Source organism: Thermomonas hydrothermalis, assembly GCF_900129205.1.
GTDB classification, from domain to species: Bacteria; Pseudomonadota; Gammaproteobacteria; order Xanthomonadales; family Xanthomonadaceae; genus Thermomonas; species Thermomonas hydrothermalis.
Genome location: NZ_FQUK01000024.1, coordinates 17,894 through 40,039, shown reverse-complemented (window position 1 = coordinate 40,039; position 22,146 = coordinate 17,894). Strand labels below are relative to the sequence as shown.

22 protein-coding genes are annotated in these 22,146 nt (G+C 67.1%); 18 read left to right on the top strand and 4 right to left on the bottom strand.

Annotation, left to right across the window (positions count from 1 at the left end):
- The 14 genes from BUA29_RS07920 to BUA29_RS07855 form a co-directional block, all read left to right on the top strand.
- On the top strand, positions 1 to 348 hold a 348-nt coding region (locus tag BUA29_RS07920), incomplete at its 5' end, for an integrase core domain-containing protein (RefSeq protein ID WP_143148852.1).
- 47 nt (positions 349 to 395) lie between these two features.
- Positions 396 to 902: a YceD family protein gene (locus tag BUA29_RS07915; protein ID WP_072756070.1), complete on the top strand. Its 507-nt coding sequence runs from the start codon at positions 396 to 398 to the stop codon at positions 900 to 902.
- Between the two features lie 70 nt (positions 903 to 972).
- A complete protein-coding gene (gene rpmF / locus BUA29_RS07910; RefSeq protein WP_072756066.1) occupies positions 973 to 1,167 on the top strand; it encodes a 50S ribosomal protein L32 in 195 nt (64 codons plus the stop codon).
- 299 nt (positions 1,168 to 1,466) lie between these two features.
- The gene (locus BUA29_RS07905) at positions 1,467 to 2,456 is read left to right on the top strand and encodes a beta-ketoacyl-ACP synthase III (protein WP_072756065.1); all 990 of its coding nucleotides are present in this window, start codon (positions 1,467 to 1,469) and stop codon (positions 2,454 to 2,456) included.
- Between the two features lie 112 nt (positions 2,457 to 2,568).
- Complete coding sequence (gene fabD, locus BUA29_RS07900) at positions 2,569 to 3,522, top strand: ACP S-malonyltransferase (protein ID WP_072756069.1); 954 nt, start codon at positions 2,569 to 2,571, stop codon at positions 3,520 to 3,522.
- Complete coding sequence (gene fabG, locus BUA29_RS07895; protein ID WP_072756064.1) at positions 3,519 to 4,265, top strand: 3-oxoacyl-ACP reductase FabG; 747 nt, start codon at positions 3,519 to 3,521, stop codon at positions 4,263 to 4,265. The genes fabD and fabG overlap by 4 nt, the downstream gene beginning before the upstream one ends.
- 122 nt (positions 4,266 to 4,387) lie before the next feature.
- Entirely contained in the window at positions 4,388 to 4,627 is a 240-nt protein-coding gene (gene acpP / locus BUA29_RS07890) for an acyl carrier protein (protein ID WP_072756063.1), read from the top strand.
- Positions 4,628 to 4,769: 142 nt separating this feature from the next.
- On the top strand, positions 4,770 to 6,008 hold the full coding sequence (gene fabF / locus BUA29_RS07885; protein WP_072756068.1) for a beta-ketoacyl-ACP synthase II: 1,239 nt from the start codon (positions 4,770 to 4,772) through the stop codon (positions 6,006 to 6,008).
- A 50-nt stretch (positions 6,009 to 6,058) separates the two neighbouring features.
- Positions 6,059 to 7,417, top strand: coding sequence for an aminodeoxychorismate synthase component I (locus BUA29_RS07880; RefSeq protein ID WP_072756062.1), 1,359 nt, complete (start codon positions 6,059 to 6,061; stop codon positions 7,415 to 7,417).
- A 73-nt stretch (positions 7,418 to 7,490) separates the two neighbouring features.
- A complete protein-coding gene (gene pabC / locus BUA29_RS07875; RefSeq protein WP_084602409.1) occupies positions 7,491 to 8,321 on the top strand; it encodes an aminodeoxychorismate lyase in 831 nt (276 codons plus the stop codon).
- Positions 8,318 to 9,373, top strand: a complete 1,056-nt coding sequence (mltG, locus tag BUA29_RS07870) for an endolytic transglycosylase MltG (protein WP_072756060.1) — start codon at positions 8,318 to 8,320, stop codon at positions 9,371 to 9,373. Before pabC ends, mltG begins: the two co-directional genes overlap by 4 nt.
- Positions 9,370 to 10,032 carry a dTMP kinase gene (gene tmk / locus BUA29_RS07865; RefSeq protein WP_072756059.1) on the top strand — a complete coding sequence of 221 codons (663 nt, stop codon included), beginning with the start codon at positions 9,370 to 9,372 and terminating at the stop codon, positions 10,030 to 10,032. Before mltG ends, tmk begins: the two co-directional genes overlap by 4 nt.
- Positions 10,033 to 10,040: 8 nt before the next feature.
- Positions 10,041 to 11,048, top strand: coding sequence for a DNA polymerase III subunit delta' (locus tag BUA29_RS07860; RefSeq protein ID WP_072756067.1), 1,008 nt, complete (start codon positions 10,041 to 10,043; stop codon positions 11,046 to 11,048).
- Between the two features lie 96 nt (positions 11,049 to 11,144).
- On the top strand, positions 11,145 to 11,501 hold the full coding sequence (locus BUA29_RS07855; RefSeq protein WP_072756058.1) for a PilZ domain-containing protein: 357 nt from the start codon (positions 11,145 to 11,147) through the stop codon (positions 11,499 to 11,501).
- A 28-nt stretch (positions 11,502 to 11,529) separates the two neighbouring features.
- On the opposite strand, the gene BUA29_RS07850 is transcribed toward BUA29_RS07855, so the two are convergent.
- The 4 genes from BUA29_RS07850 to recN all read right to left on the bottom strand — a co-directional run bounded on the left by BUA29_RS07850 (position 11,530) and on the right by recN (position 17,000).
- Positions 11,530 to 12,897 (bottom strand): FAD-dependent oxidoreductase, encoded by a 1,368-nt coding sequence (locus tag BUA29_RS07850; protein WP_072756057.1) that lies wholly within the window; start codon positions 12,895 to 12,897, stop codon positions 11,530 to 11,532.
- The gene (gene kynU, locus BUA29_RS07845; protein ID WP_072756056.1) at positions 12,887 to 14,161 is read right to left on the bottom strand and encodes a kynureninase; all 1,275 of its coding nucleotides are present in this window, start codon (positions 14,159 to 14,161) and stop codon (positions 12,887 to 12,889) included. The genes BUA29_RS07850 and kynU overlap by 11 nt, the downstream gene beginning before the upstream one ends.
- A 45-nt stretch (positions 14,162 to 14,206) precedes the next feature.
- A complete protein-coding gene (locus BUA29_RS07840) occupies positions 14,207 to 15,217 on the bottom strand; it encodes an amidohydrolase family protein (RefSeq protein WP_072756055.1) in 1,011 nt (336 codons plus the stop codon).
- Positions 15,218 to 15,338: 121 nt separating this feature from the next.
- Positions 15,339 to 17,000 carry a DNA repair protein RecN gene (recN, locus tag BUA29_RS07835; protein ID WP_072756054.1) on the bottom strand — a complete coding sequence of 554 codons (1,662 nt, stop codon included), beginning with the start codon at positions 16,998 to 17,000 and terminating at the stop codon, positions 15,339 to 15,341.
- Positions 17,001 to 17,075: 75 nt separating this feature from the next.
- Between recN and hrcA the strand changes: the two genes are divergently transcribed.
- The 4 genes from hrcA to dnaJ all read left to right on the top strand — a co-directional run bounded on the left by hrcA (position 17,076) and on the right by dnaJ (position 21,988).
- The gene (hrcA, locus tag BUA29_RS07830; protein WP_072756053.1) at positions 17,076 to 18,128 is read left to right on the top strand and encodes a heat-inducible transcriptional repressor HrcA; all 1,053 of its coding nucleotides are present in this window, start codon (positions 17,076 to 17,078) and stop codon (positions 18,126 to 18,128) included.
- 53 nt (positions 18,129 to 18,181) lie between these two features.
- Positions 18,182 to 18,700 carry a nucleotide exchange factor GrpE gene (gene grpE, locus BUA29_RS07825; RefSeq protein WP_072756052.1) on the top strand — a complete coding sequence of 173 codons (519 nt, stop codon included), beginning with the start codon at positions 18,182 to 18,184 and terminating at the stop codon, positions 18,698 to 18,700.
- A 106-nt stretch (positions 18,701 to 18,806) separates the two neighbouring features.
- Complete coding sequence (gene dnaK / locus BUA29_RS07820; RefSeq protein ID WP_072756051.1) at positions 18,807 to 20,738, top strand: molecular chaperone DnaK; 1,932 nt, start codon at positions 18,807 to 18,809, stop codon at positions 20,736 to 20,738.
- Between the two features lie 119 nt (positions 20,739 to 20,857).
- Positions 20,858 to 21,988 carry a molecular chaperone DnaJ gene (dnaJ, locus tag BUA29_RS07815; protein ID WP_072756050.1) on the top strand — a complete coding sequence of 377 codons (1,131 nt, stop codon included), beginning with the start codon at positions 20,858 to 20,860 and terminating at the stop codon, positions 21,986 to 21,988.
- Positions 21,989 to 22,146 lie beyond the last annotated feature (158 nt).

Here is a 22,146-nt window from a genome sequence, read left to right as displayed (position 1 = left end):
CCCCAAGTGCCCAAGCGGGTGCTCTCCGATAACGGCTCCGAGTTCGAGGCCGACTTCTCCAAGGCGCTCGCCACGCAGGGGATCCAGCGCTGGTACACGTATCCCAAGACACCCAAGATGAACGCGCATGTCGAACGCTTCAATCGAACCGTGCAGGAGTCCTTCGTGGACTACCACGAAGACCTGCTCTTTACCGACCTGGATGCGTTCAACCAGCAGCTGGCCAACTGGCTCGTCTTCTACAACGCCGAGCGCCCCCACCACGCCCTCGGCCAGCGACCCCCGCTACACTTCCTGCTCCAGCACCAACCCGAGTGCCAAAGGTGGTGGACTCATACAGCGATTTGACAGGCAGGCGGCTGATCCGTAGCATGCAGACCCTTATGTCCAACCCGTTGGCCGGCCGCATTCCGGACGTCGTGGATGCCTGGCGCATGGTGGCGTCGCGTCGTCAGTTCGAGGGACGCATCCCGCTTGCGGCCCTGGCGCGTCTGCGCGGCAGTCTGGTTGACACCGATGGCGAGGTCAGCTTCACGCTGAGCTTCGGCACCGATGCGATGCGGCAGCCGTTCGTCGAGTTGCAGGTGCATGCGCAGTTGCCGCTGGAATGCCAGCGCAGCCTGCGGCGGTTCCTGCAGCCGGTGCGGCTGGTGCAGCGGCTCGGGCTGATCCGCGACGAGGCCGATGAGGCTGCGCTGGCGGAAGGCTACGAGCCTCTGTTGGTGCCCGCCGATGGTCAGCTGTGTCTGGCTGATCTGGTGGAGGACGAGTTGATCCTGGCGTTGCCGGTGGTGCCGGTGGCGCCCGATGCCGAGGTGGTGGAGCGGGAGTTCGCGCCGACCGCCGAAGAGCGCGCCCAAGCCAATCCGTTCGCGGTGTTGGCCGGGTTGAAGAAAAAATGATGCGATAATCCCTGTCCGCAGAGTTACGCATCCCCACGCAATCGTTTCAGGTTTTCCTTGGAGTAGTCCCATGGCCGTCCAGAAGTCCCGCGTTACCCCGTCCCGTCGCGGCATGCGTCGCGCGCATGACGCCCTGTCTGCCAAGCAGCTGTCCACCGATCCGACCAGCGGCGAGACGCATCTGCGTCACCACGTCACTGCCGATGGCTTCTATCGCGGCAAGCAGGTCATCGCGCCCAAGACCCGGATCGTCGACGAAGAGTGATCCGTCGGCCGCCCAGGCCGCTGTCTGTGCTTTCGTGATCGGCTGCGCCTCTGGCGTGGCCGATCGCGTTTATGCGCCTGTCGCGTGTGCGCGGGGGAGGGATCGGCTACTCTTGGCAACGTCTGCGCACGCCCACCCCGAAAGGGGCCAGTCGACGCCGGTCCGGCGCTTGACCAGACGCGACGTTCGCAAAACCAGTCGCTTGCGCGCTTGGCTTTGCGTGCCGGCTTTCGAGCTGGAGGAGCCTTGGGTCTGATCCAAGGCGTTTTGCTTTTTGACTGTTGCCACGAGCCTGACGAATGACTCAGAACGCACCACGCATCTACGCCCGCATCGCCGGTACCGGCAGCTATCTGCCGGAAAAAGTGCTGACCAACCACGATCTTGCGCAGATGGTGGAGACCAGTGACGAGTGGATCACCGCGCGCACTGGCATCCGCGAGCGGCACGTGGCGGCCGATGGCGAGACCACCTCGGATCTGGCCTTGCAGGCAGCGACCCGGGCGCTGGAGGCGGCTGGTGTCAGCGCCGATGAGGTGGAGCTGATCGTGCTGGGGACCACCACGCCCGATCTGATCTTCCCCTCTTCGGCATGCCTGCTGCAGCAGAAGCTTGGCATTGCCGGCTGTCCGGCATTCGATGTCAATGCGGCCTGCTCGGGCTTCATCTATGCCCTGTCGATTGCTGACAAGTTCATCCGTACCGGCACGGTCAAGACGGCGCTGGTGGTGGGCGCTGAAACCCTGACCCGCATGTTGGACTGGTCCGACCGCGGCACCTGTGTGCTGTTTGGCGACGGCGCTGGTGCGGTGGTGCTCAAGGCCGACGAAGAGACCGGCATTCTCAGTACCCACATGCACGCCGACGGCAGCAAGAAAGAGCTGCTGTGGAATCCGGTCGGCGTGTCCGCCGGGTTCCGTCCGGACGAACCGCGGGCTGGGGTGCGGGTGCTGATGACCGGCAACGAAGTGTTCAAGCACGCGGTCAAGGCACTGGATGCGGTGGTGGACGAGGCGCTCATGGCCAATGGTCTGGATCGCCACGCGATCGACTGGCTGGTGCCGCATCAGGCCAACCTGCGCATCATCGAGGCCACGGCCAAGCGTCTGGAGATGCCGATGGATCGGGTGGTGGTCACCGTCGATCGCCACGGCAACACGTCCTCCGGCTCGGTGCCGCTGGCGCTCGACGAGGCGGTGCGTTCTGGCCGCATCCAGCGTGGCCAGTTGCTGCTGCTGGAAGCGTTCGGTGGCGGCTTCACCTGGGGCTCGGCGTTGCTGCGCTACTAAGCCGCCCACATACGCCCAGGTACAGACGGTTCGGCGCGATTGCCCGTATCATGCCCGACCCGTTGCCGCCGACGCTCGGCAGCCCGATTCCCAACGCATGAACGCAACTGCCATGTCCCACGCTCCATTGGCGCTGGTTTTTCCCGGTCAGGGTTCACAGTCGGTTGGCATGCTGGCCGAACTGGCCGAGCTGCATCCCGTCGTCAAGGCCACCTTCGAGGAGGCCTCCGAGGGTGCCGGCGTCGATCTCTGGGCGCTCTCGCAAGGCGGCCCGGAAGAAATGCTCAATCGCACCGAATACACCCAGCCGGCGTTGCTGGCAGCCGGCATTGCGGTGTGGCGGGTGTGGCAGGCTGAAGCGGGGCCACAGCCGGTGATGCTGGCCGGGCACAGTCTGGGCGAATACACCGCGCTGGTCGCCGCCGGTGCGCTGTCGCTGCAGGATGGCGCGCACCTGGTGCGTATCCGCGGCCAGTTGATGCAGGACGCCGCGCCTGCCGGCACCGGTGCCATGGCGGCCGTGCTGGGTGCCGGTGACGCGCTGGTCGAAGCCATCTGCCGGCAAGCGTCCGATCACCAGGTGGTGGTGCCCGCCAACTACAACTCGCCGGGCCAGATCGTCATCGGTGGTGATGCCGAAGCCGTGGACAAGGCGCTGGCGCTGTTGCAGGCACAGGGCGTACGCAAGGCGGTCAAGCTGGCCGTCAGCGTGCCCTCGCACACCCCGCTCATGCGCGAGGCCGCCAACCGGTTGGCGGACGCGATGGCCGGACTGAACTGGCATGCGCCGGCGCTGCCGGTGGTGCAGAACGTGGACGCGCAGGTGCATGACAGCCTCGACGATATTCGCGCGGCCTTGGTGCGCCAGCTTTATCTACCGGTCCAGTGGACGGCCTGCGTGCAGGCACTGGCGGCGCGCGGAGTGCGCCGGGTGGCGGAGTGCGGCCCAGGCAAGGTGCTGACCGGGCTGATCAAGCGCATCGACAAATCACTCGAGGCGCGCGCGCTGGGCACACCGGCCGAGTTGGCTGGCGCAATCGAAGACTGGAAGGAGCAGGCGGCATGAGCGAGCGGGTGTTGCAGGGAGAGATCGCGCTGGTCACCGGTGCGTCGCGCGGGATCGGTGCCGCGATCGCGGATCTGCTGGCCGCTCGGGGCGCCACCGTGATCGGCACTGCCACCAGCGAGGCCGGCGCGCAGGCGATCGGTGCACGGCTGGCGGCAGCGGGCGGTCATGGGCGCAGGCTGGACGTGACCGAGCCGGGGGCGATCGAGGCGCTGGTGGATGCCATCGCCACTGAGTTCGGCCCGGTCAGCATCCTGGTCAACAACGCCGGCATCACCCGCGACAATCTGCTGATGCGCATGAAGGACGAGGACTGGCAGGCCATCCTCGATACCAACCTGACCTCGGTGTACCGCGCCTGCAAGGCGGTGTTGCGCGGCATGATGAAGGCGCGCAAGGGGCGGATCGTCAACATCGCCTCGGTGATCGGGGTCACCGGCAATGCCGGGCAGGCCAACTATGCCGCCGCCAAGGCCGGGATCATCGGCTTCAGCAAGTCGCTGGCCAAGGAAATCGGTTCGCGCGGGATCACCGTCAATGTGGTCGCGCCTGGGTTTATCGCCACCGACATGACTGCCCAGCTGCCGGAAGCCGCCCGGGAAGCGATGCTGGGGCAGATCGCCTTGGGCCGGCTTGGAACGCCGGAGGACATCGCCCGTGCCGTGGCCTTCTTGGTCGGCCCGGAGGCAAGCTATATCACCGGCGAAACCCTGCACGTCAACGGTGGTATGTACATGCCGTGACGGCTTGAGCCTGTCGGTTCGGATTCCCCCGCGGGCGCCCCTGTGGCAGGATGCGGCGTCCGGTTTTTCCCTTAAACTAGGCCATTACGGCCTTATTTCCGCCCCATGAGGAGCAACGCAACATGAGCAGCATCGAAGAGCGCGTCAAGAAAATCGTCGTCGAACAACTGGGCGTCAAGGAAGAGGACGTCACCAACACCGCGTCGTTCGTCGACGACCTGGGCGCGGATTCGCTCGATACCGTGGAGCTGGTGATGGCGCTCGAGGAAGAGTTCGAGTGCGAGATCCCGGACGAGGACGCTGAAAAGATCACCACGGTTCAGCAGGCGATCGACTACATCAAGGCCCACGTCAAGGGCTGATGCCAACGCGGGCGCTGAGTGCGCCTGCAAGCGGCCGTGCAGCGGAGCGCGCAGGCGCCCGCCGCCACGGCTTGCGGGGGCCGCGCATGCGGCCCCGCGTGTTTGCGAAGAGTCAATCCGGATCTGAAGGAGGATGAGGATGATGGGCAAGCGTCGCGTGGTCGTCACTGGGATGGGCATCGTCTCGCCATTGGGCAACGACCTGACCAGCAACTGGGACGCCATCATCCATGGCCGCTCCGGCATTGGCCCGGTCACCGGGTTCGATGCGTCCTCATATCCCACCCGGATTGCCGGCGAGATCCGCGACTTCGATGTCACCCGCTGGGTGAACCCGAAGGACGCCAAGAAGATGGATCACTTCATCCATTACGGGCTGGCTGCCGCGTTGATGGCCAAAGAGGACGCCGGGCTTGAGATCACCGAGGCCAATGCCGAGCGCATCGGTGCGCTGATCGGCGCCGGTATCGGCGGCATCTGGGGCATCGAGGAAACCGCCATCAAGCTGCATGAAGGCGGGGTGCGCAAGATCAGCCCGTTCTACATCCCGTCCACCATCATCAACATGCTGCCCGGGCAGCTTTCGCTGCTGACCGGGCTCAAGGGGCCGACCTTCTCGGCGGTGTCCGCCTGCGCCACCGCCAATCACAGCATCGGTACGGCTATGCGCATGATCCAGTACGGCGATGCCGACGTGATGTTTGCCGGCGGTGCCGAGCGCGGCAGTTCGCCGACCTCGATGGGCGGCTTTTGCGCCATGAAGGCGATGAGCACCCGCAACGACGATCCTACCCGCGCTTCGCGGCCGTGGGACGCCGATCGCGATGGCTTTGTGCTGGGCGATGGTGCCGGCATCCTGGTGCTGGAGGAATACGAGCACGCCAAGGCGCGCGGTGCCCGCATCTACTGCGAGCTGGCGGGGTTCGGGGCTTCTTCGGATGCCTTCCACATGACCGCGCCCAGCGAGAACGGTGAAGGCCCGGCGCGCTGCATGCTGCTGGCGTTGCGCGACGCCGGGGTGAACCCGGAGGACGTCGGCTACATCAACGCCCACGGCACCAGCACTCCGTTGGGCGATGTTGCCGAAACCCAGGCGATCAAGCGTGCGTTGGGTGAGCATGCCTACCGGACCATGGTCAGCTCCACCAAGTCGATGACCGGCCACCTGCTGGGTGCGGCCGGTGGCGTGGAAGCCATCTACACGGTGAAAGCCCTGGAAACCGGCATCATCCCGCCGACCATCAACCTGGAGCAGCCGGGCGAAGGCTGCGATCTGGACTACGTCCCCAACGTTGCCCGTGAGGCGAAGATCGATGTCGCCGTCTCCAATGGCTTTGGCTTCGGCGGTACCAACGCCACGCTGGTGTTCAAGCGGATCTGACGGTTCGTGCCGTTTCCTGGACGACGGTGCCGGCAGGGGAGGCACGGCTGATGCGTTGTCTTACCCTGGCTGACGAGCCCGACCTACTGGCCCTGCATCGGCTTGACCCGGTGCGTTACCCCGTGCTGCTGGAGTCCAGCAGCGGTGGGCCGTTGGGCCGGTATGACCTGCTGCTGGCGCACGCTGGCGAGGGCTTCGCGCTGCACCGTGATGGCCGCGTGCGTGCGCTCGACGGCGCGCTGATCGATGGCCGCTTTCTCGACGTGCTGGATGCGCGCTGGCAGGACGCGCGCGGTGCTGCAGGCGATGCCGGATCGGCGCCGGCGCTGCCGTTTCATGGCGGCTGGGCGCTGCTGCTGGGGTATGAGCTGGCGGCCCAGATCGAGCCGGTCGTGCAGCTGCCAGCGGCAGAGGGTGGGTTGCCGGTCGCGGTTGCACTGCGCTGCCCGGCGGCCCTGCTGCGCGACCGCACTACGGGCGACTGTGTGGCCGTGGCAGAAGTCGGTGCGGAGGCGTGGCTGCAACGCATCGCCGACGACGCTGAACAGGCGCGTGCGTTGCCGCCGCTGCCGGCGTGGATGCCGCCGATTGCGATCGACGAAGACCCGCCGCAGCGTTATTTGGACGGTGTGGCGCGGGTGTTGGATTACCTGGCGGCGGGCGACGTGTTCCAGGTCAACCTGTCGCGCGGTTGGCAGGTCGGCTTTGCGGCGGCATTGCAGCCCGCCGCGCTGTTTGCGCGCCTGCGTGCCCACAACCCGGCGCCGTTTGCCGGCATTTTCCGCAGCCCATGGGGCAGCGTGGTCAGCGCCTCGCCAGAACGGCTGCTGGCGTTGCACGATGGCGTGGCGCAGACCCGGCCGATTGCCGGTACCCGCCCGCGGTTTGCCGGCGACGACGACGCGGCGCGTATCCGCGAGCTGGTCGGCCATCCCAAGGAACGCGCCGAGCACGTGATGCTGCTTGATCTTGAGCGCAACGATCTCGGGCGCGTCTGTGCCCCCGGCAGCGTTCGGGTGGACGAGTTGATGACGGTGGAAAGCTACGCCCACGTGCATCACATCGTCAGCAACGTACGCGGCGTGCTGCGCACTGGCGTGACGCCTGGGCAGGCGATCGCGGCGGTGTTTCCCGGCGGCACCATTACGGGGTGTCCGAAGGTGCGTTGCATGCAGATCATCGCCGAGCTGGAGGGTGTCGGTCGTGGTGCCTACACCGGCGCGATGGGCTGGCTTGGGCACAGCGGCGACCTCGATCTCAACATCCTGATCCGCAGCGCGGAAGTGGAAGGCACGCGGCTGCGGTTCCGCACCGGTGCCGGCATCGTGATCGATTCCGATCCTCAGCGTGAACTGGACGAGACGCGCGCCAAGGCGCGCGGGATGCTGCGCGCGCTGGGGGTCGAGTGATGGCCGGTTGCGTGTACCCGCAGCAGGGTGCAAACGTGCGTACGCGGTGCAGGCAGCGCGCAGGAGGGGGCGCATGGCTATGGTGAAACCGCTGGCGGCGCTGTCGTTTCAGGGGCATACGCGCCTGCGGGCGCTGTCGCTGGCCAATCGTGGCCTCAACTATGGCGATGGCCTGTTTGAAACCATGCGCATCCATCGCGGTGACGTGCCGCTGTGGTCGCGTCACCTGGCGCGGCTGCGCGAAGGCGCAGAGCGGCTCGGCATGACGCTGCCGGAACAGGCGTTCATCGAAGCGCAGATTGCCGCTATCAGTGCAGGCGTGGAGGCCGGCGTGCTCAAACTGCTGCTGACCCGCGGCGATGGTGGGCGCGGCTATCTGCCGCCAGCCGCTGCCGTACCGGTCTGGGCATTGACCCTGCATCCGCTGCCGGCACGGATGCAGGCGCTGCGCCTGCATCCATGTCGGATCCGCATGGCAATCCAGCCGGCGCTGGCCGGCATCAAACACTGCAACCGGCTGGAGCAGGTGCTGGCCCGGGTCGAAGTGGCGCAGGCAGGCTACGACGAGGGGTTGCTGTGCGATGCCACCGGCACCCCGGTGTGCGCCACTGCGGCCAATCTGCTGGTGCTGTGCGACGGGCACTGGCTGACGCCTCCGGTCGATCGCTGCGGTGTGGCCGGGGTGCTGCGTGGCTGGCTGCTGGAGGCTGGGCTGGTGAAGCAGGCAGCACTGTCGCTGCAGGACGTGACATCGGCCGATGCGCTGGCACTGTGCAATGCGGTGCGCGGTATCCTGCCGGTCGCGGCGCTGGGCGAGCGGCACTGGTCGTTCCATCCGGCACTGACCACTCTGCACGCGGCACTGGCGAGGGCATATCCGATGTTTGATGAGGCGGTGGCATGAAGCGCATGCGCACACGGCTGGCGCTGCTGGGCGTGCTGGTGGCGATGGCCCTGGTCTGGCAGGGGGTGCAGTTGGCCCGGTTTGCCAACACCCCATTGCGCGGGATGAGCACCGATGCCAGCGTGGTGTTGCCGCGCGGTGGCACTCTGACCGGCGTGGTGCGTGCGCTGCGAGCGCAGGGCGTGGAGCCGGGGCCGGCCTGGTACTGGCCGCTGTTGGCCCGTCTGACCGGCGTGGCCGGACATTTGCAGGCCGGCGAATATGCATTGCCGCCGGGCATCACGCCACGCGCCCTGTTGCAGGCGATGCGCGATGGCAAAGTGCTGCAGCGCCGGTTCACCATCGTTGAAGGTTGGACCGTACGCGATCTGCGCGCGGCCCTGGCGCGGGTGCCGTTGCTGCGGCAGGAGACTGCCGGCATGGACGAGGCTGCGCTGATGGCAGCGCTGGGGGCGCCGGGTCAGCCTGCAGAAGGACGATTCCTGCCGGAAACCTACGCCTGGGTGCGCGGGGATTCCGATCTCGATCTGCTGCGTCGTGCGCATGCGGCCATGCAGCGTGCGCTGGATGAGGCCTGGCGCACGCGCGCCGACGGCCTTCCGTTGCGCACGCCGACCGAGGCGCTGATCCTGGCTTCGATCGTGGAAAAAGAGACGGGCGTTGCCGAAGAGCGTGCCAAAATTGCTGGGGTGTTCATTCGTCGCCTGCAGCGCGGGATGCGGCTGCAGACCGACCCGACCGTGATCTATGGCATGGGCCCGCGTTATGCCGGCAACCTTCGCCGGATCGATCTGATGACCGACACTCCGTACAACACCTATACCCGCGAAGGCCTGCCGCCGACGCCGATCGCACTGCCCGGCAAGGCTGCGCTGCATGCCGTCACCCATCCGGAGCCGGGGGATGCGTTGTATTTCGTCGCCCTCGGCGATGGCAGTGGCCGGCATGTGTTCAGCCGCACGCTGGACGAACACAACGCCGCCGTGCGTACCTATCTGCAGCGGCTGCGCGCCCAGCGTGAGACGGGCAATCCGGGAGAGACAAAGCAGTGAGCAATGCACTGGCGCGGCCGCTGCGGCTGCTGACCATCGAAGGCGGTGAGGGCGCGGGCAAGAGCACGGTGGTGCGGGTGCTGCGTGATGCCTTGTTGGCCGAAGGGGCCGAGGTGGTGACGACCCGGGAGCCAGGGGGCACGCCGCTGGCCGAGCGCATCCGGGGGCTGCTGCTGGAGGCCGGTGACGAGCCGGTACACCCGCATACCGAACTGCTGCTGATGTTTGCCGCCCGCGCCCAGCATGTGCAGCAGCGGGTGCAGCCGGCGCTGGCGCGCGGCGCGTGGGTGATCAGCGATCGCTTTACCGATTCCAGCTATGCCTACCAGGGGGCCGCACGCGGTATCGAGACGGCGTTCATTGCCGAGCTGGAGCGGCGGGTGGTGGGCATCGAGCCCGGCCTGACCTTGCTGCTCGATCTGGATGTCACGCATGCACGCGAGCGCACCCGCGGGCGGGATCTGCTTGGGGGCGTGTCACCTGATCGCATCGAGCGCGAGCGCGACGAGTTTTTCCAGCGTGTCCGTGCTGGCTTTCTGGCGCGTGCAGCGCAACACCCGGAGCGGATTCGGGTGATCGATGCGCGGCCCGATCCGGACACCGTTGCTGCGGCCGCACTGGCGGCGCTGTCTGAATATCGACGGGTGCACGGCCTGTGAGTGCGGTATTGCCCCCGTTGGCCCCGTGGCAGCAGCGCGTGTATGCGCAGGTGGCTGAGGCGCTTGCGGCTGGGCATTTCGGTCATGCCACCCTGATCGTCGGCCCGCCGGCGATCGGCAAGCGTCTGCTCGCCGAGCATCTGGCGCAGCGTGTGTTGTGTCTGTCGCCGCTGCCGGACGGCGCCCCCTGCGGGCGATGCAAGAGCTGCACGCTGCTGGCCTCGCGCACCCAGATGGAGGTGCCGGAACTGCGGCCGGATGGATCACTGGCGCATCCGTTCGGTCACAGCGCCCATCCCGACCTGCTGCTGCTCGGATACGAGACCAATGCCAAGACCGGCAAGCCACGCAGCGAGATCGTGATCGAACAGATTCGCGCGCTGACCGAAAAGCTCTCGCTCACCGCCCAGCTTGGGCAGGCGCAGGTGGTGATCGTGGACCCGGCTGATGCGGTCAACTGGAGCGCCTTCAATGCCCTGCTGAAAACCCTGGAGGAGCCGCAGCCAGGGCGCTACCTCTGGTTGTTGGCCAGCAGTCCGATGCGGGTGCCGGCCACCATTCGCAGCCGTTGTCAGCGCTTGCTGGTTCGGTTGCCGCCGCGTGAGGAGGCGCTGGCCTGGCTGGTGCAGCAGGGGCATGACCCGGCGCTGGCCGAGGAGGCGCTCGCTGCCGCGCGCGGCCACCCGGGGCTGGCGCATGCCTGGGCCAGTGGCGACGGACTGGAAGTGCGGCGGGATGTGGCCAGCACCGTCGAGGCCTTGCAGCATGCGCGGGCGCAACCGGCCGAGGTGGCCCAGCGCTGGTGTGCCGATGGGCGCGCCGAGGCCCGCCTGCATGCCTTGGCCGAGCTGGCGGTGCAGGCTGCGGCGACCGCTGCCCCGGCGCAGGTTTTGCAGCTGGCGCGCCGGTTCGAGGCCGCCAACCGTGCCCGGGCGTTGTTGCAGACGCAGGTGCGCGCCGAGCTGGTGGTTCTGGACGCACTGTTGCCCTGGGCCCCGGCCGCAAGCACGCGTTGAGCCGTTGGCATGCGGCGGGGTCTTGTGGTGCAATGCAGGCGTGCCGGCCGCTATGTCTGCTGCCGGTGTCCCGACAGGTGAACGGATGAGGACGCGATGAGCAATCCGGGTGGAGCGCGGCAGGGCATCCTGACGTTGACGCTCAAGGACAAAGCCGGCCTGTACGCCGCCTACATGCCATTCATCCGCAATGGCGGCATTTTCGTGCCGACCAACAAGCGCTACTTCCTGGGTGATGAAGTCTTTCTGCTGCTGACCTTGCCGGACTCTTCCGAGCGGCGTCCGGTGGCGGGCAAAGTGGTTTGGGTGACCCCACCCGGAGCTCAGGGCAATCGCGCCGCCGGGGTCGGCGTCCAGTTTCCGGACACCCCGGAAGGTGAGGCGGTTCGGACCCAGATCGAAACCATTCTGGCCGGTACCCTCGGCGGCGATCAGCCGACCCAGACCATGTAAGCCGGCAAGAACGGCCTAAACGGCCGGATCAGCCTGCCGCAGGTTCCAGCGGTGGTAGTTGCTGCACGATTTGCGCGTCCAGCGCCGCCCAGTCGATCTGATCGAGCGAGGTCAGGCCCCGCGTGGCCTGGGTCAGCAGAGTGCGTTGGAGTTCACTGCGCTGTAGGGCCAGCGCATACGGGATGCGCATGAAGGTGACCATCGTGTAGTGCGGCACGAAGCGGCCGGGGTGGCGGGCCTGCAGGGCCAGCTCCAGTTCGCGCTGCAGCAGGTAGTCGGCATCGTCCACGCGGTCGCGCATCTCGATGTAGTTGTCCAGCGCCATTTTCTGGATGGCGGCGGCATTCGGTTTGCGCTCGGCCTCGAAGGCGGCGAAGGCGGTGGCCAGGTCAGAGGTCTGTTGCAGGTGGTCGGCCAGTGCCACGCAATCCTCGAAGGCGCAGTTCATGCCTTGCCCGTGGAACGGCACCATGGCGTGGGCGGCATCGCCCAGCAGCACGGCCTGGCCATCCAGATGCCAGCGATCCAAATGCAGTGTGCCGAGCTGGCCGACCGGGTGGGCATCGAAGTCCTGACGCAGGGTCGGCATCAGCGCCAGTGCATCCGGAAACTGCGCACGAAACAGCGCCTCGGCCTCTGCACCGGTCTGCACGGTGGCAAAACTGGGGTGGGCGCCGGCATGCGGCATGAACAGCGTGACCGTGAAGGTGCGTTCGTCGTTGGGCAGGGCGATGCACATGTAGTGATCGCGCGGCCAGATGTGCAGCGCATTGGGCTCCATCTGGAAGTCACCGTCCGGTCCCGGCGGGATCTCCAGTTCCTTGTAGCCGTGATCCAGCCAGTCGGTGCGTTCGCCCAGCGGCTGCACCTTGGCCATTTCCGCGCGCAGGGTGGAGCCGGCACCGTCGGCGCCGACCAGGGCGCGGAACGCAACGGGACGGGGCTGGCCGTGGTGGCGGAACACGGCCTGCTGACGGCTGAAGTCCACCGCCTCCAGGGTATGGTCGAACCACAGGCGGGCACCGAATGATTCGGCCAGATTGAGCAGGACGATGTTGAGGTCGCCGCGGTTGATCGACCAGATCACCTCGGAATCATCGCGGCCATACCGTTGCAGGCCCGGCGTGCCGTGCAGCGGATGCACGAAACGGCCACGCATCATCACCGCCTGGCGCAGCACCTGGGCATCGGCACCGGCCTGGCGCAGCGCGTGCAGGCCGCGTTCGGCCAGCGCCAGATTGATCGAACGACCACCGGCATAGCCTTGCACGCGCGGGTCGCCGCGGCGTTCGTAGACATCCACCGACCAGCCGCGCTGTGCCAGCAGGATGGCCAGCAGGGCGCCGGCCAGGCCGCCGCCGATGAGGGTGATGGCAGGGGAGGATTCACTGGGCATCGCGCCACTCCTGAACACAACGGGCAAAACGCAGCACATCGGCGTAGCGGTTGTACAGCGGCACCGGGGCGATGCGGATCACGTCCGGCTCGCGCCAGTCTCCGAGCACACCGTGATTGGCAAGGTATTCGAACAGGGCGCGGCCACGCGCCCGGCCACCGCGCACGCGCAATGACAGCTGGCAGCCACGTTGGTCCGGTGCGCGTGGAGTGACCACCTCCAGCACGTCGCTGAGCGCGGTGTCGATCAGGGCTTCCAGGTAGCCGGTCAGTTGCTCCGACTTGCGGCGCAGGGCGGACATGCCGGCGCGGTCGAACAGCGCAAGCGAGGCGCGCAGCGGCGCCAGCGACAGGATGGGCGGGTTGGACAGCTGCCAGCCTTCCGCCCCAAGGGTGGGCTGGAACTGTGGCTCCATGCGGAAACGCACGTCCTCGCGGTTGCCCCACCAGCCGGCAAAGCGTGGCCGATCGGTCGTGCCGTGCCGCGCGTGGACGAACGCGCCGGCCACCGCACCCGGGCCGGCATTGACGTACTTGTAATGGCACCACACGGCAAAATCGGCATTGGCATCGTGCAGTGCAAGCGGCACGTTGCCGACCGCATGTGCCAGATCGAAACCGGCAATGGCGCCGGCGGCATGTGCCAGCCGGGTGATGGCGGCGATGTCGAACGCCTGGCCGGTGCGGTACTGCACACCAGGCCAGAGCACCAGCGCCAGCCGCCCGGCGTGTTCGCCGATGGCTCGCTCGATGGCGGCCATCGAGACCGTGCCGTTGGGTTCATCGGGCGGCACTTCGATCAGGTCGGTGGCGGGATCGTAGCCGTGAAAGCGGATCTGCGATTCCAGCGCGTAGCGGTCGGATGGAAAGCTGCCGGCTTCCAGCAGGATCGCCGGGCGCTCGCGGGTGGGGCGGTAGAAGCTCACCAGCAGCAGGTGCAGATTGACCGTGAGCGTGTTCATCGCCACCACTTCCGACGGCAGCGCGCCGACCAACCGCGCCAGCCCGTCGCGCACCAGCCGGTGATAGGGCATCCACGCCGCCTCGCCCCGGAAATGCCCTTCCACGGCATCGCGCGCCCAGGCCGTCATGACCTCATCCACCATGGCGCGTGCGCCCTTGGGCTGCAGGCCCAGCGAGTTGCCGACGAAATACGCCTGCGGCTGGCCAGCGTGCAATGGCAGGTGGAATTCCGCGCGGAAATCACGCAGCGGGTCGGCGGCATCCAGGGCGGCGGCGTGGGCGTCGGTGAGCAGTTCGGTCATCGGCAGTTCTGAAAGTGGCAGGCGGGCAGGTGGTCAGACGTTGGGCTAGACGAAGCGGGCGGCCGGCAGGCCGAGCCATTCCAAGGCCGTGCCGTGGTACAGGCGGGCGCGCGCGGCCTCGTCCAGCGGCAGTTGCTCGATCAGGTTGCCTGGGTGCTGTTCGCCGAGTGGGAACGGATAGTCGGTGCCCAGCATCACCCGCTCCGGCCCGCAGGTGTCCAGCAGGTAACGCAGCGCGGCCGCATCGGCCACCCATGAGTCGTAATACAGGCGCCCCAGGTACTCGCGCGGGTTGCGGAAGTTGTCGGTCGCCACCAGATCCGGACGCATCCGGAACCCATGTTCGATGCGGCCGATCGTATAGGGGAAACTGCCGCCGCCGTGGGCCAGAGCGACGCGCAGCTTGGGCAGGCGCTCCAGCACGCCGCCGAAGATCAGGCAGCAGGCGGCGCGCGCCTGCTCGGCCGGCATGCCGACCAGCCAAGGCAGCCAGTATTTCGGCATCGACTCAGCCCCCATCATGTCCCAGGGGTGGATCAGGATGGCCGCCCCCAGCTCGCTGGCGGCCTGGAAAAACTCGAACAGCTCCGGTGCGTCCAGGTTCCATTCGCCCACGTGCGAACCGATCTGCACGCCTTGCAGCCCCAGCTCGTCCATGCAGCGCTCCAGTTCGCGGATGGCCAGTGCGGGCGACTGCAGCGGCACCGTGCCGATGCCGGCGTAATGCCGCGGGTAGGTGCGGCAGGTGTCCGCCAGGTGGTCGTTGAGTGCACGGTGCAGCTCCAGCGCCTGATGCGCTTTGGCCCAGTAGCTGAACATGACGGGCACCGTGGACAGCACCTGCACCTGCACCCCGAGGCTTGCGTATTCCTCGATCCGGATCTGTGGGTCCCAGGTGTTGGGCCGGATCTCGCGGAAGAACTTGCCGTCCTTGTAAATGCGGTGGCGGCCGTCGTCGCCGTGGTGGATCACCGGAAAACGGTTGTCGCTGTACTTGCTCGTGAGATCCGGCCAGTCGCGCGGCAGGTAATGGGCATGGGTGTCGATCTTCAGCATTGCCCGATTCTAGGACAAGCGCAGCCATGCGCCCTGCAGGTGTCGGCTGGTTCTGGCGCGGTGCAGGCCCAGACGCTGCGTTGATATGCGCCATCGCGCCAGCGCGTGCTGCCGGGAGAGTTCAGCGGAACGACTCCAGCAGCTTCTTCGCGGCAGCGCGGGCTTCCGGGCTGATGTCGGCACCACCCACCATGCGGGCGATTTCCTCGACCCGGCCAGCGGCATCCAGCGCCTGCACCGAGGATCGGGTGATGCCGTCCTGCGCTGCCTTGCTGACCCGGTACTGGGCGTGGCCGGCGGCGGCGACCTGCGGCTGGTGGGTCACGCATAGCACCTGCCGGGTGGCGCCCAATGCACGCAGTTTGGCGCCGACTGCGGCGGCTACCGCACCACCGATGCCGGCATCGACTTCGTCGAACACCAGGGTGGCGGCGGCATCCTGGCCCTGGGTGGCCACTTCGATGGCCAGCGAGATGCGCGACAGTTCGCCGCCCGAGGCGACCTTGCGCAGCGGTCGCAGCGGTTGGCCGGGGTTGGCGGAGACCAGAAACTCCACGCGCTCGCTCCCCAGCGGGTCGGGCGTCCCGGTGGCGTTGGGCTCCAGTGCCACCTCAAAGCGGCCGCCCTGCATGCCCAATGCGCCCATCAGGTCGGTGATCGCGTCGGCCAGTGCATCGCCGGCGCGGCGGCGCGAGGCGGACAGCGCGGCGGCTGCGGCTTGCCAGTCGGCCAGCGCCGCGGCGATGTCGCGGTCCAGCCGCTGCAGCCGCAAGTCGGCATCGGCCAGCGAGTCCAGTTCGGCCGCCAGGGCATCGCGGTGTGCGGCCAGACGTTCGACGGGGACCCGGTGCTTGCGCGCCAGATCGTGAATGCGGCTGAGCCGGCGTTCCAGTGCCGCCAGAGCCTCCGGGTCGAGGTCGAGATCGTCACGAATGCGCTGCAGCAAGGCCTGGGCCTCATCGAGCTGGATACAGGCCGATTCCAGCATCGCCTCAACCTCCAGCAGACGCGCCTCGTGCGCGCTTTCCCGGTGCAGGCTGGCGCGCAGCCGCAGCAGCCGGGCGGTCACCGCATCTTCGCCACCCAGGGTGTCCAGCGCGGCGTCGCAGGCGGCGATCAGGCCGGCGGCATGGGCATGGCGACGGTGGCTGGCGTCCAGTTCCGCCAGTGTGGCCGGATCCAGCGGCTGGGCGTCCAGTTCGTCCAGCTGGTGTTGCAGCCAGGCTTGGCGCTCGCTGACGTCACCGCGGGCGAGCAGGGCGTCGCGTTCCTGTTGCAGGGCTTTCCAGCGGCGGGCGCTGTCGGCGGTGGCGGCCAGCAGGTCCGGGTGGCGGGCCACCTCGTCCAGCAGCCGGGTCTGGTGCGGCCGCGCCAGCAATGCCTGCTGGGCATGCTGGCCGTGGATTTCCACCAGCAGGCCAGCAAGCTCGGCCAGCTGGCTCAGGGTGACGCTGCGACCGTTGATCCAGGCCTTGGAGCCACCATCGGCGCGCAGGGTGCGGCGCAGCTGGCAGCTGCCGTCTTCGTCCAGGTCCTGTTCGGCCAGCCAGGCGGCGGCCGCCGGGCAGTCGTCCAGGCTGAATTCAGCGGCCAGCTCGGCACGCTGGGCGCCGTGGCGCACCGCGCTGGCATCCCCGCGCGCTCCGGACAGAAAGCCCAAGGCGTCCACCAGCAGGGATTTGCCGGCGCCGGTCTCGCCGGAGATCACGGTCAGGCCTGGGCCGAAGTCCAGCTCGGCTTCGGCGACCACGGCGAAATCACGGATGGAAAGGCGCAGCAGCATGGCCCGGCATTGTGCCTGCGCCGCTGCGGCACGTCAGCAGTTGCAACCTGCGCGGCTGGCCCTTACAACCACAACATGCGTCGCAAGAAACCCCAGGACATCCGTCAAGACCCACGCGCCCGCCAGCTGCTGCGGACGCTGGTGGCGCGCTACATCCGCAGTGGCGAGCCGGTGGGCTCGCAGACCCTGGCGCGGCATGCCGGGCTTGATCTGAGCCCCGCCAGCATCCGCAACATTCTGGCTTCGCTGGAGGATGCCGGCTTGCTGGCCGCACCGCACAGTTCGGCAGGTCGTGTGCCCACGGCGCAGGGCTACCGCCTGTTCGTGGATTCCCTGCTGCAGGTCAAACCGCTGTCAGCCGAGGAAGTGGAGCGGCTACGGCAGACCCTGCCCGCCGGGGCCACGACCCAGGCGCTGCTGGGCAAGACCTCGGAGTTACTGTCAGCGATGACCCATTTCGCCGGGATGGTGAGCGTCCCCAGACGGGAGAGCTTCGCTTTCCGGCAGATTGATTTCGTGGCGCTGGATACGCAGCGGGTGCTGGCGATTCTGGTGTTTGCTGATGGCGAAGTGCAAAACCGTGTGGTGCAGGTTCGGCGTGCGTTTTCCGCCTCCGAGCTGGAGCAGGCGGCCAACTACCTCAATGCCCATTTCGCCGGCCAGCCGCTGGCGGTGATGCGCGCCAGGTTGCTGCAGGAACTCCGGCAGGCGCGTCGGCAGATGCAGGCGCTGCTGGCGGATGCCCTGGATCTGGGGGAACAGGCCACCGCGCCCGGGCAGGATGCAGACATGCTGGTGGCCGGGCAGGCCCGTCTGCTGGGCCTGCAGGAGCTGGATGACCTGGACCGGCTGCGGGCGCTGTTTGAAGCGTTTGCCGAGAAGCGCAAGTTGCTGCAGCTGCTCGAACAGACCGCCCGGGCCCCGGGGCTGCGGGTGTTCATCGGCGAGGAAACCGGGCTGGCGCCGCTGGAGGGGATGTCGCTGGTGACTGCGCCGTATGGTCGCGATGGCCGTGTTCTGGGCGTGCTCGGGGTGATCGGGCCGACCCGGATGGCCTATGAGCGGGTGATCCCGGTCGTGGAGGCGACCGCCGCCGTGTTGGGGGCTGCCTTGAATCCGGAACCTTGAGCCCCCATTGCAAGGGTTCAGTGCGGCATCCGGCCGCGTCACCCAACACGGACATGAGCAACGAGACGACGCAGGAAGTGAACCAATCCGCCCCCGGGGCGGCGACTCCGGACAATGCGCTGCAGGCGCAGGTCGAGGCGCTGCGCGCCGAGCTGGAGCAGCTCAAGGCGCAGTCACTGCGTGAGCAGGCTGACCTCGACAACCAACGTAAGCGGCTGGCCCGCGACATCGAACAGGCCCGCAAGTTCGCCAACGAGCGTCTGCTGAGCGATCTGCTGCCCGTGTTCGACAGTCTGGACGCAGGCCTTGCGGCTGCCGGGGCCGACGCCGGAGCGGTGCGCCAGGGCCTGGAGCTGACGTACAAGCAGCTGCTCAAGGTGGCCGCCGACAACGGCATGGAAGTGCTGGATCCGAGCGGCCAGCCGTTCGACCCCGAGCAGCATCAGGCCATCAGTCAGGACGACGCCGAGGGCGTGCCGCCTGGCCACGTCATCAAGGTTTACCAGAAAGGGTACCGGCTCAATGGCCGGCTGCTGCGGCCGGCGCTGGTGGTCGTGGCCCGGCACGACTGAGGCAGAAGGCGCGCCCCTTGAACCGGGCAGCGCCGCCCCCAGATAGCAAGCATCGGCGCAGCGCGCCCACATCAATCAGACAAGCAAATACAGCGAGGACATCAGCATGGGCAAGATCATCGGCATCGACCTGGGTACCACCAATTCCTGTGTCGCCATCATGGAAGGCGGCAAACCGCGGGTCATCGAAAACAGCGAAGGCGATCGCACCACACCCTCCATCGTCGCCTGGACCAAGGACGGCGAGGTGCTGGTGGGTGCGCCGGCCAAGCGGCAGGCGATCACCAATCCCAAGAACACCTTCTATGCAGTCAAGCGCCTGATCGGTCGCAAGTTCACCGATCCTGAGGTGCAGAAGGACATCAACGTGGTGCCGTACTCCATCGTCCAGCACGACAACGGCGATGCCTGGGTGGCACTTGCCGATGGTCGCAAGCTGGCGCCGCAGGAAATTTCTGCGAAGGTGCTGGAAAAGATGAAGAAGACCGCTGAGGCCTTCCTCGGTGAGCCGGTCACCGAAGCGGTGATCACGGTGCCGGCCTACTTCAACGACAGCCAGCGCCAGGCCACCAAGGACGCCGGCCGCATCGCCGGGCTTGAGGTCAAGCGCATCATCAACGAGCCGACCGCGGCGGCCCTGGCCTATGGCTTGGACAAGGGCGACAACAAAGACCGCAAGGTGGCGGTGTATGACCTGGGTGGCGGCACCTTCGACGTGTCGATCATCGAAATCGCCAACGTCGATGGCGAAAAGCAGTTTGAAGTGCTGGCCACCAACGGCGACACCTTCCTGGGCGGTGAGGACTTCGACAAGCGCATCATCGACTACCTCATCGAGGAGTTCCAGAAGAGCGATGGCGTGGACCTGCGCAAGGATCCGCTGGCCCTGCAGCGCCTGAAGGACGCCGCCGAGCGTGCCAAGATCGAGCTGTCGTCCAACCAGCAGACCGACGTCAACCTGCCGTACATCACGGCGGACGCCTCCGGCCCCAAGCACCTCAACATCAAGCTCACCCGCGCCAAGCTGGAAGCGCTGGTCGATGATCTGATCAAGAAGACCATCGAACCGTGCCGGATCGCGCTGAAGGATGCCGGTCTGACGCCGGCCGACATCAGCGAGGTGATCCTGGTCGGTGGCCAGACCCGCATGCCCAAGGTGCAGCAGGCGGTGGCCGAGTTCTTCGGCAAGGAGCCGCGCAAGGACGTCAACCCGGACGAGGCCGTGGCCATCGGTGCCGCGATCCAGGGCGGTGTGCTGGCGGGCGACGTCAAGGACGTGCTGCTGCTCGACGTGACCCCGCTGAGCCTGGGGATCGAGACCTTGGGTGGCGTGTTCACCAAGATTATCGAAAAGAACACCACCATCCCGACCAAGGCCTCGCAGGTGTTCTCCACGGCCGAGGACAACCAGTCGGCAGTCACCGTGCATGTGTTGCAGGGTGAACGCGAGCAGGCCCGCTACAACAAGTCGCTGGCCAAGTTCGACCTGACCGGCATCGAGCCGGCACCGCGTGGTGTTCCGCAGATCGAGGTGACCTTCGACATCGACGCCAACGGTATCGTCCATGTCACCGCCAAGGACAAGAAGACCGGCAAGGAGCAGAAGATCGAGATCAAGGCCGGCTCGGGTCTGTCCGAGGAAGAAATCCAGCGGATGGTGGCCGATGCCGAGGCGCACCGCGAGGAAGACCGTCGCTTCCATGAGCTGGTGCAGGCACGCAATCAGGCCGATGCCCTGATCCATGCCACCCGCACCACCATCAAGGAAAATGGCGACAAGCTGCCGGGTGAGGCCATCGGTCGTGCCGAAGCGGCGATTGCCGAGCTGGAAGTGGCGATCAAGGGCGACGACAAGGCCCAGATCGAGGCCAAGGCGCGCGCCCTGGAAGAGGCAAGTCAGGCGCTCATTGCCGCAGCGGCACAGGCCGGCGCAGGTGCCAATGCCGGTGCCGGGAGTGCCGGGGCCGGGGCGAGCAAGCCGGCCGATGACGTGGTGGACGCCGAGTTCACCGAAGTCAAGGACGACAAGAAGGCGTAAGCCCGTCGGCCCGTGTCAGACGCGAACGCCCGGTTCTTCGGGCGTTCGCCATGTCTGATTCAAGCAAGTGACGGGGCCGCCTGCCGGAACCAGTGCAGTCAAGCGAGAAACCTGGGTAGATGAGCAAGCGCGATTACTACGAAGTGCTGGGCGTGTCCCGCACTGCCAGTGCGGAAGAGCTGAAAAAGGCCTACCGCCGCTGTGCGATGAAGTACCACCCGGACCGCAATCCTGGCGACAAGGCGGCCGAGGCGGCGTTCAAGGAGTGCAAGGAGGCGTACGAGGTCTTGAGCGACAGCGCCAAGCGCCGTCTGTATGACCAGTACGGGCATGCCGCCTTCGAGCATGGCATGGGGGGCGCGGGTGCCGGTACCGACCCGGGTTTCGTCGACATGAGCGATCTGTTCGGCGACATCTTCGGCAACATCTTCGGCGGCGGTCGTTCACAGGGGCCGCGCCGCGGTGCCGACATCGGCTATGTGCTGGAGCTGGAGCTGGAAGAGGCCGTCGCCGGTGTCGAAAAGACCATCCACGTGCCCACCCTGGGCGTGTGCGAGGCCTGTGCCGGCAGCGGTTCCGAGGATGGTCGCATCGATACCTGCAGCACCTGTCACGGACGTGGCCAGGTGCGGATGCAGCGCGGCCCGTTCATGATGCAAAGCACCTGCCCACACTGCGGCGGTGTCGGCAGGACCATCGTCAACCCCTGCCGCCAGTGCCGCGGCAATGGCCGGGTGGAGCAGGAAAAAACCTTGGCGGTCAAGATTCCAGCCGGCGTGGACAACGGCGACCGCATCCGGTTGGCGGGCGAGGGCGAGGCCGGGCCGGCCGGTGCTCCGCCTGGCGATCTGTACGTGGAAGTGCGCGTGCGCGCGCATCCGATCTTCACCCGCGACGGCGATGACCTGCACTGCGAGGTGCCGATCCGGTTCTCGCAGGCGGCGCTTGGTGACACCGTTCGGGTGCCGACGTTGGGGGGCGAGGTCGAACTGCGGATCCCGGCCGAGACCCAGACCGGTAAAGTCTTCCGTCTGCGCGGCCATGGCGTGCAATCGGTCCGTAGCCGGCAGCCGGGCGATCTGTACTGCCGGGTGGTGGTGGAGACTCCGGTCAACCTGACGCCGGAGCAGCGCGCCTTGCTGGAACAGTTCGAGGCGACGTTCGCAGGCGAGGGGGCGCGTCGGCACTCTCCCAAAACCAGCACCTTCCTGGATGGGGTGAAAAGTTTCTGGGATCGGATGGTGTCCTAAGCCGTGGCGTCACTCGGCGCTAGTTGACCGGGGGATGAACGGTCACAGAGGGATGACAGACGGACGGGCGAATGTGTAGAAACATGAAGCCCGTCAACAATCGCGGTGCTGCTTTCCGCTACTGTCATCGTCGGGTCATTCCCTTCGATATGGTTGTG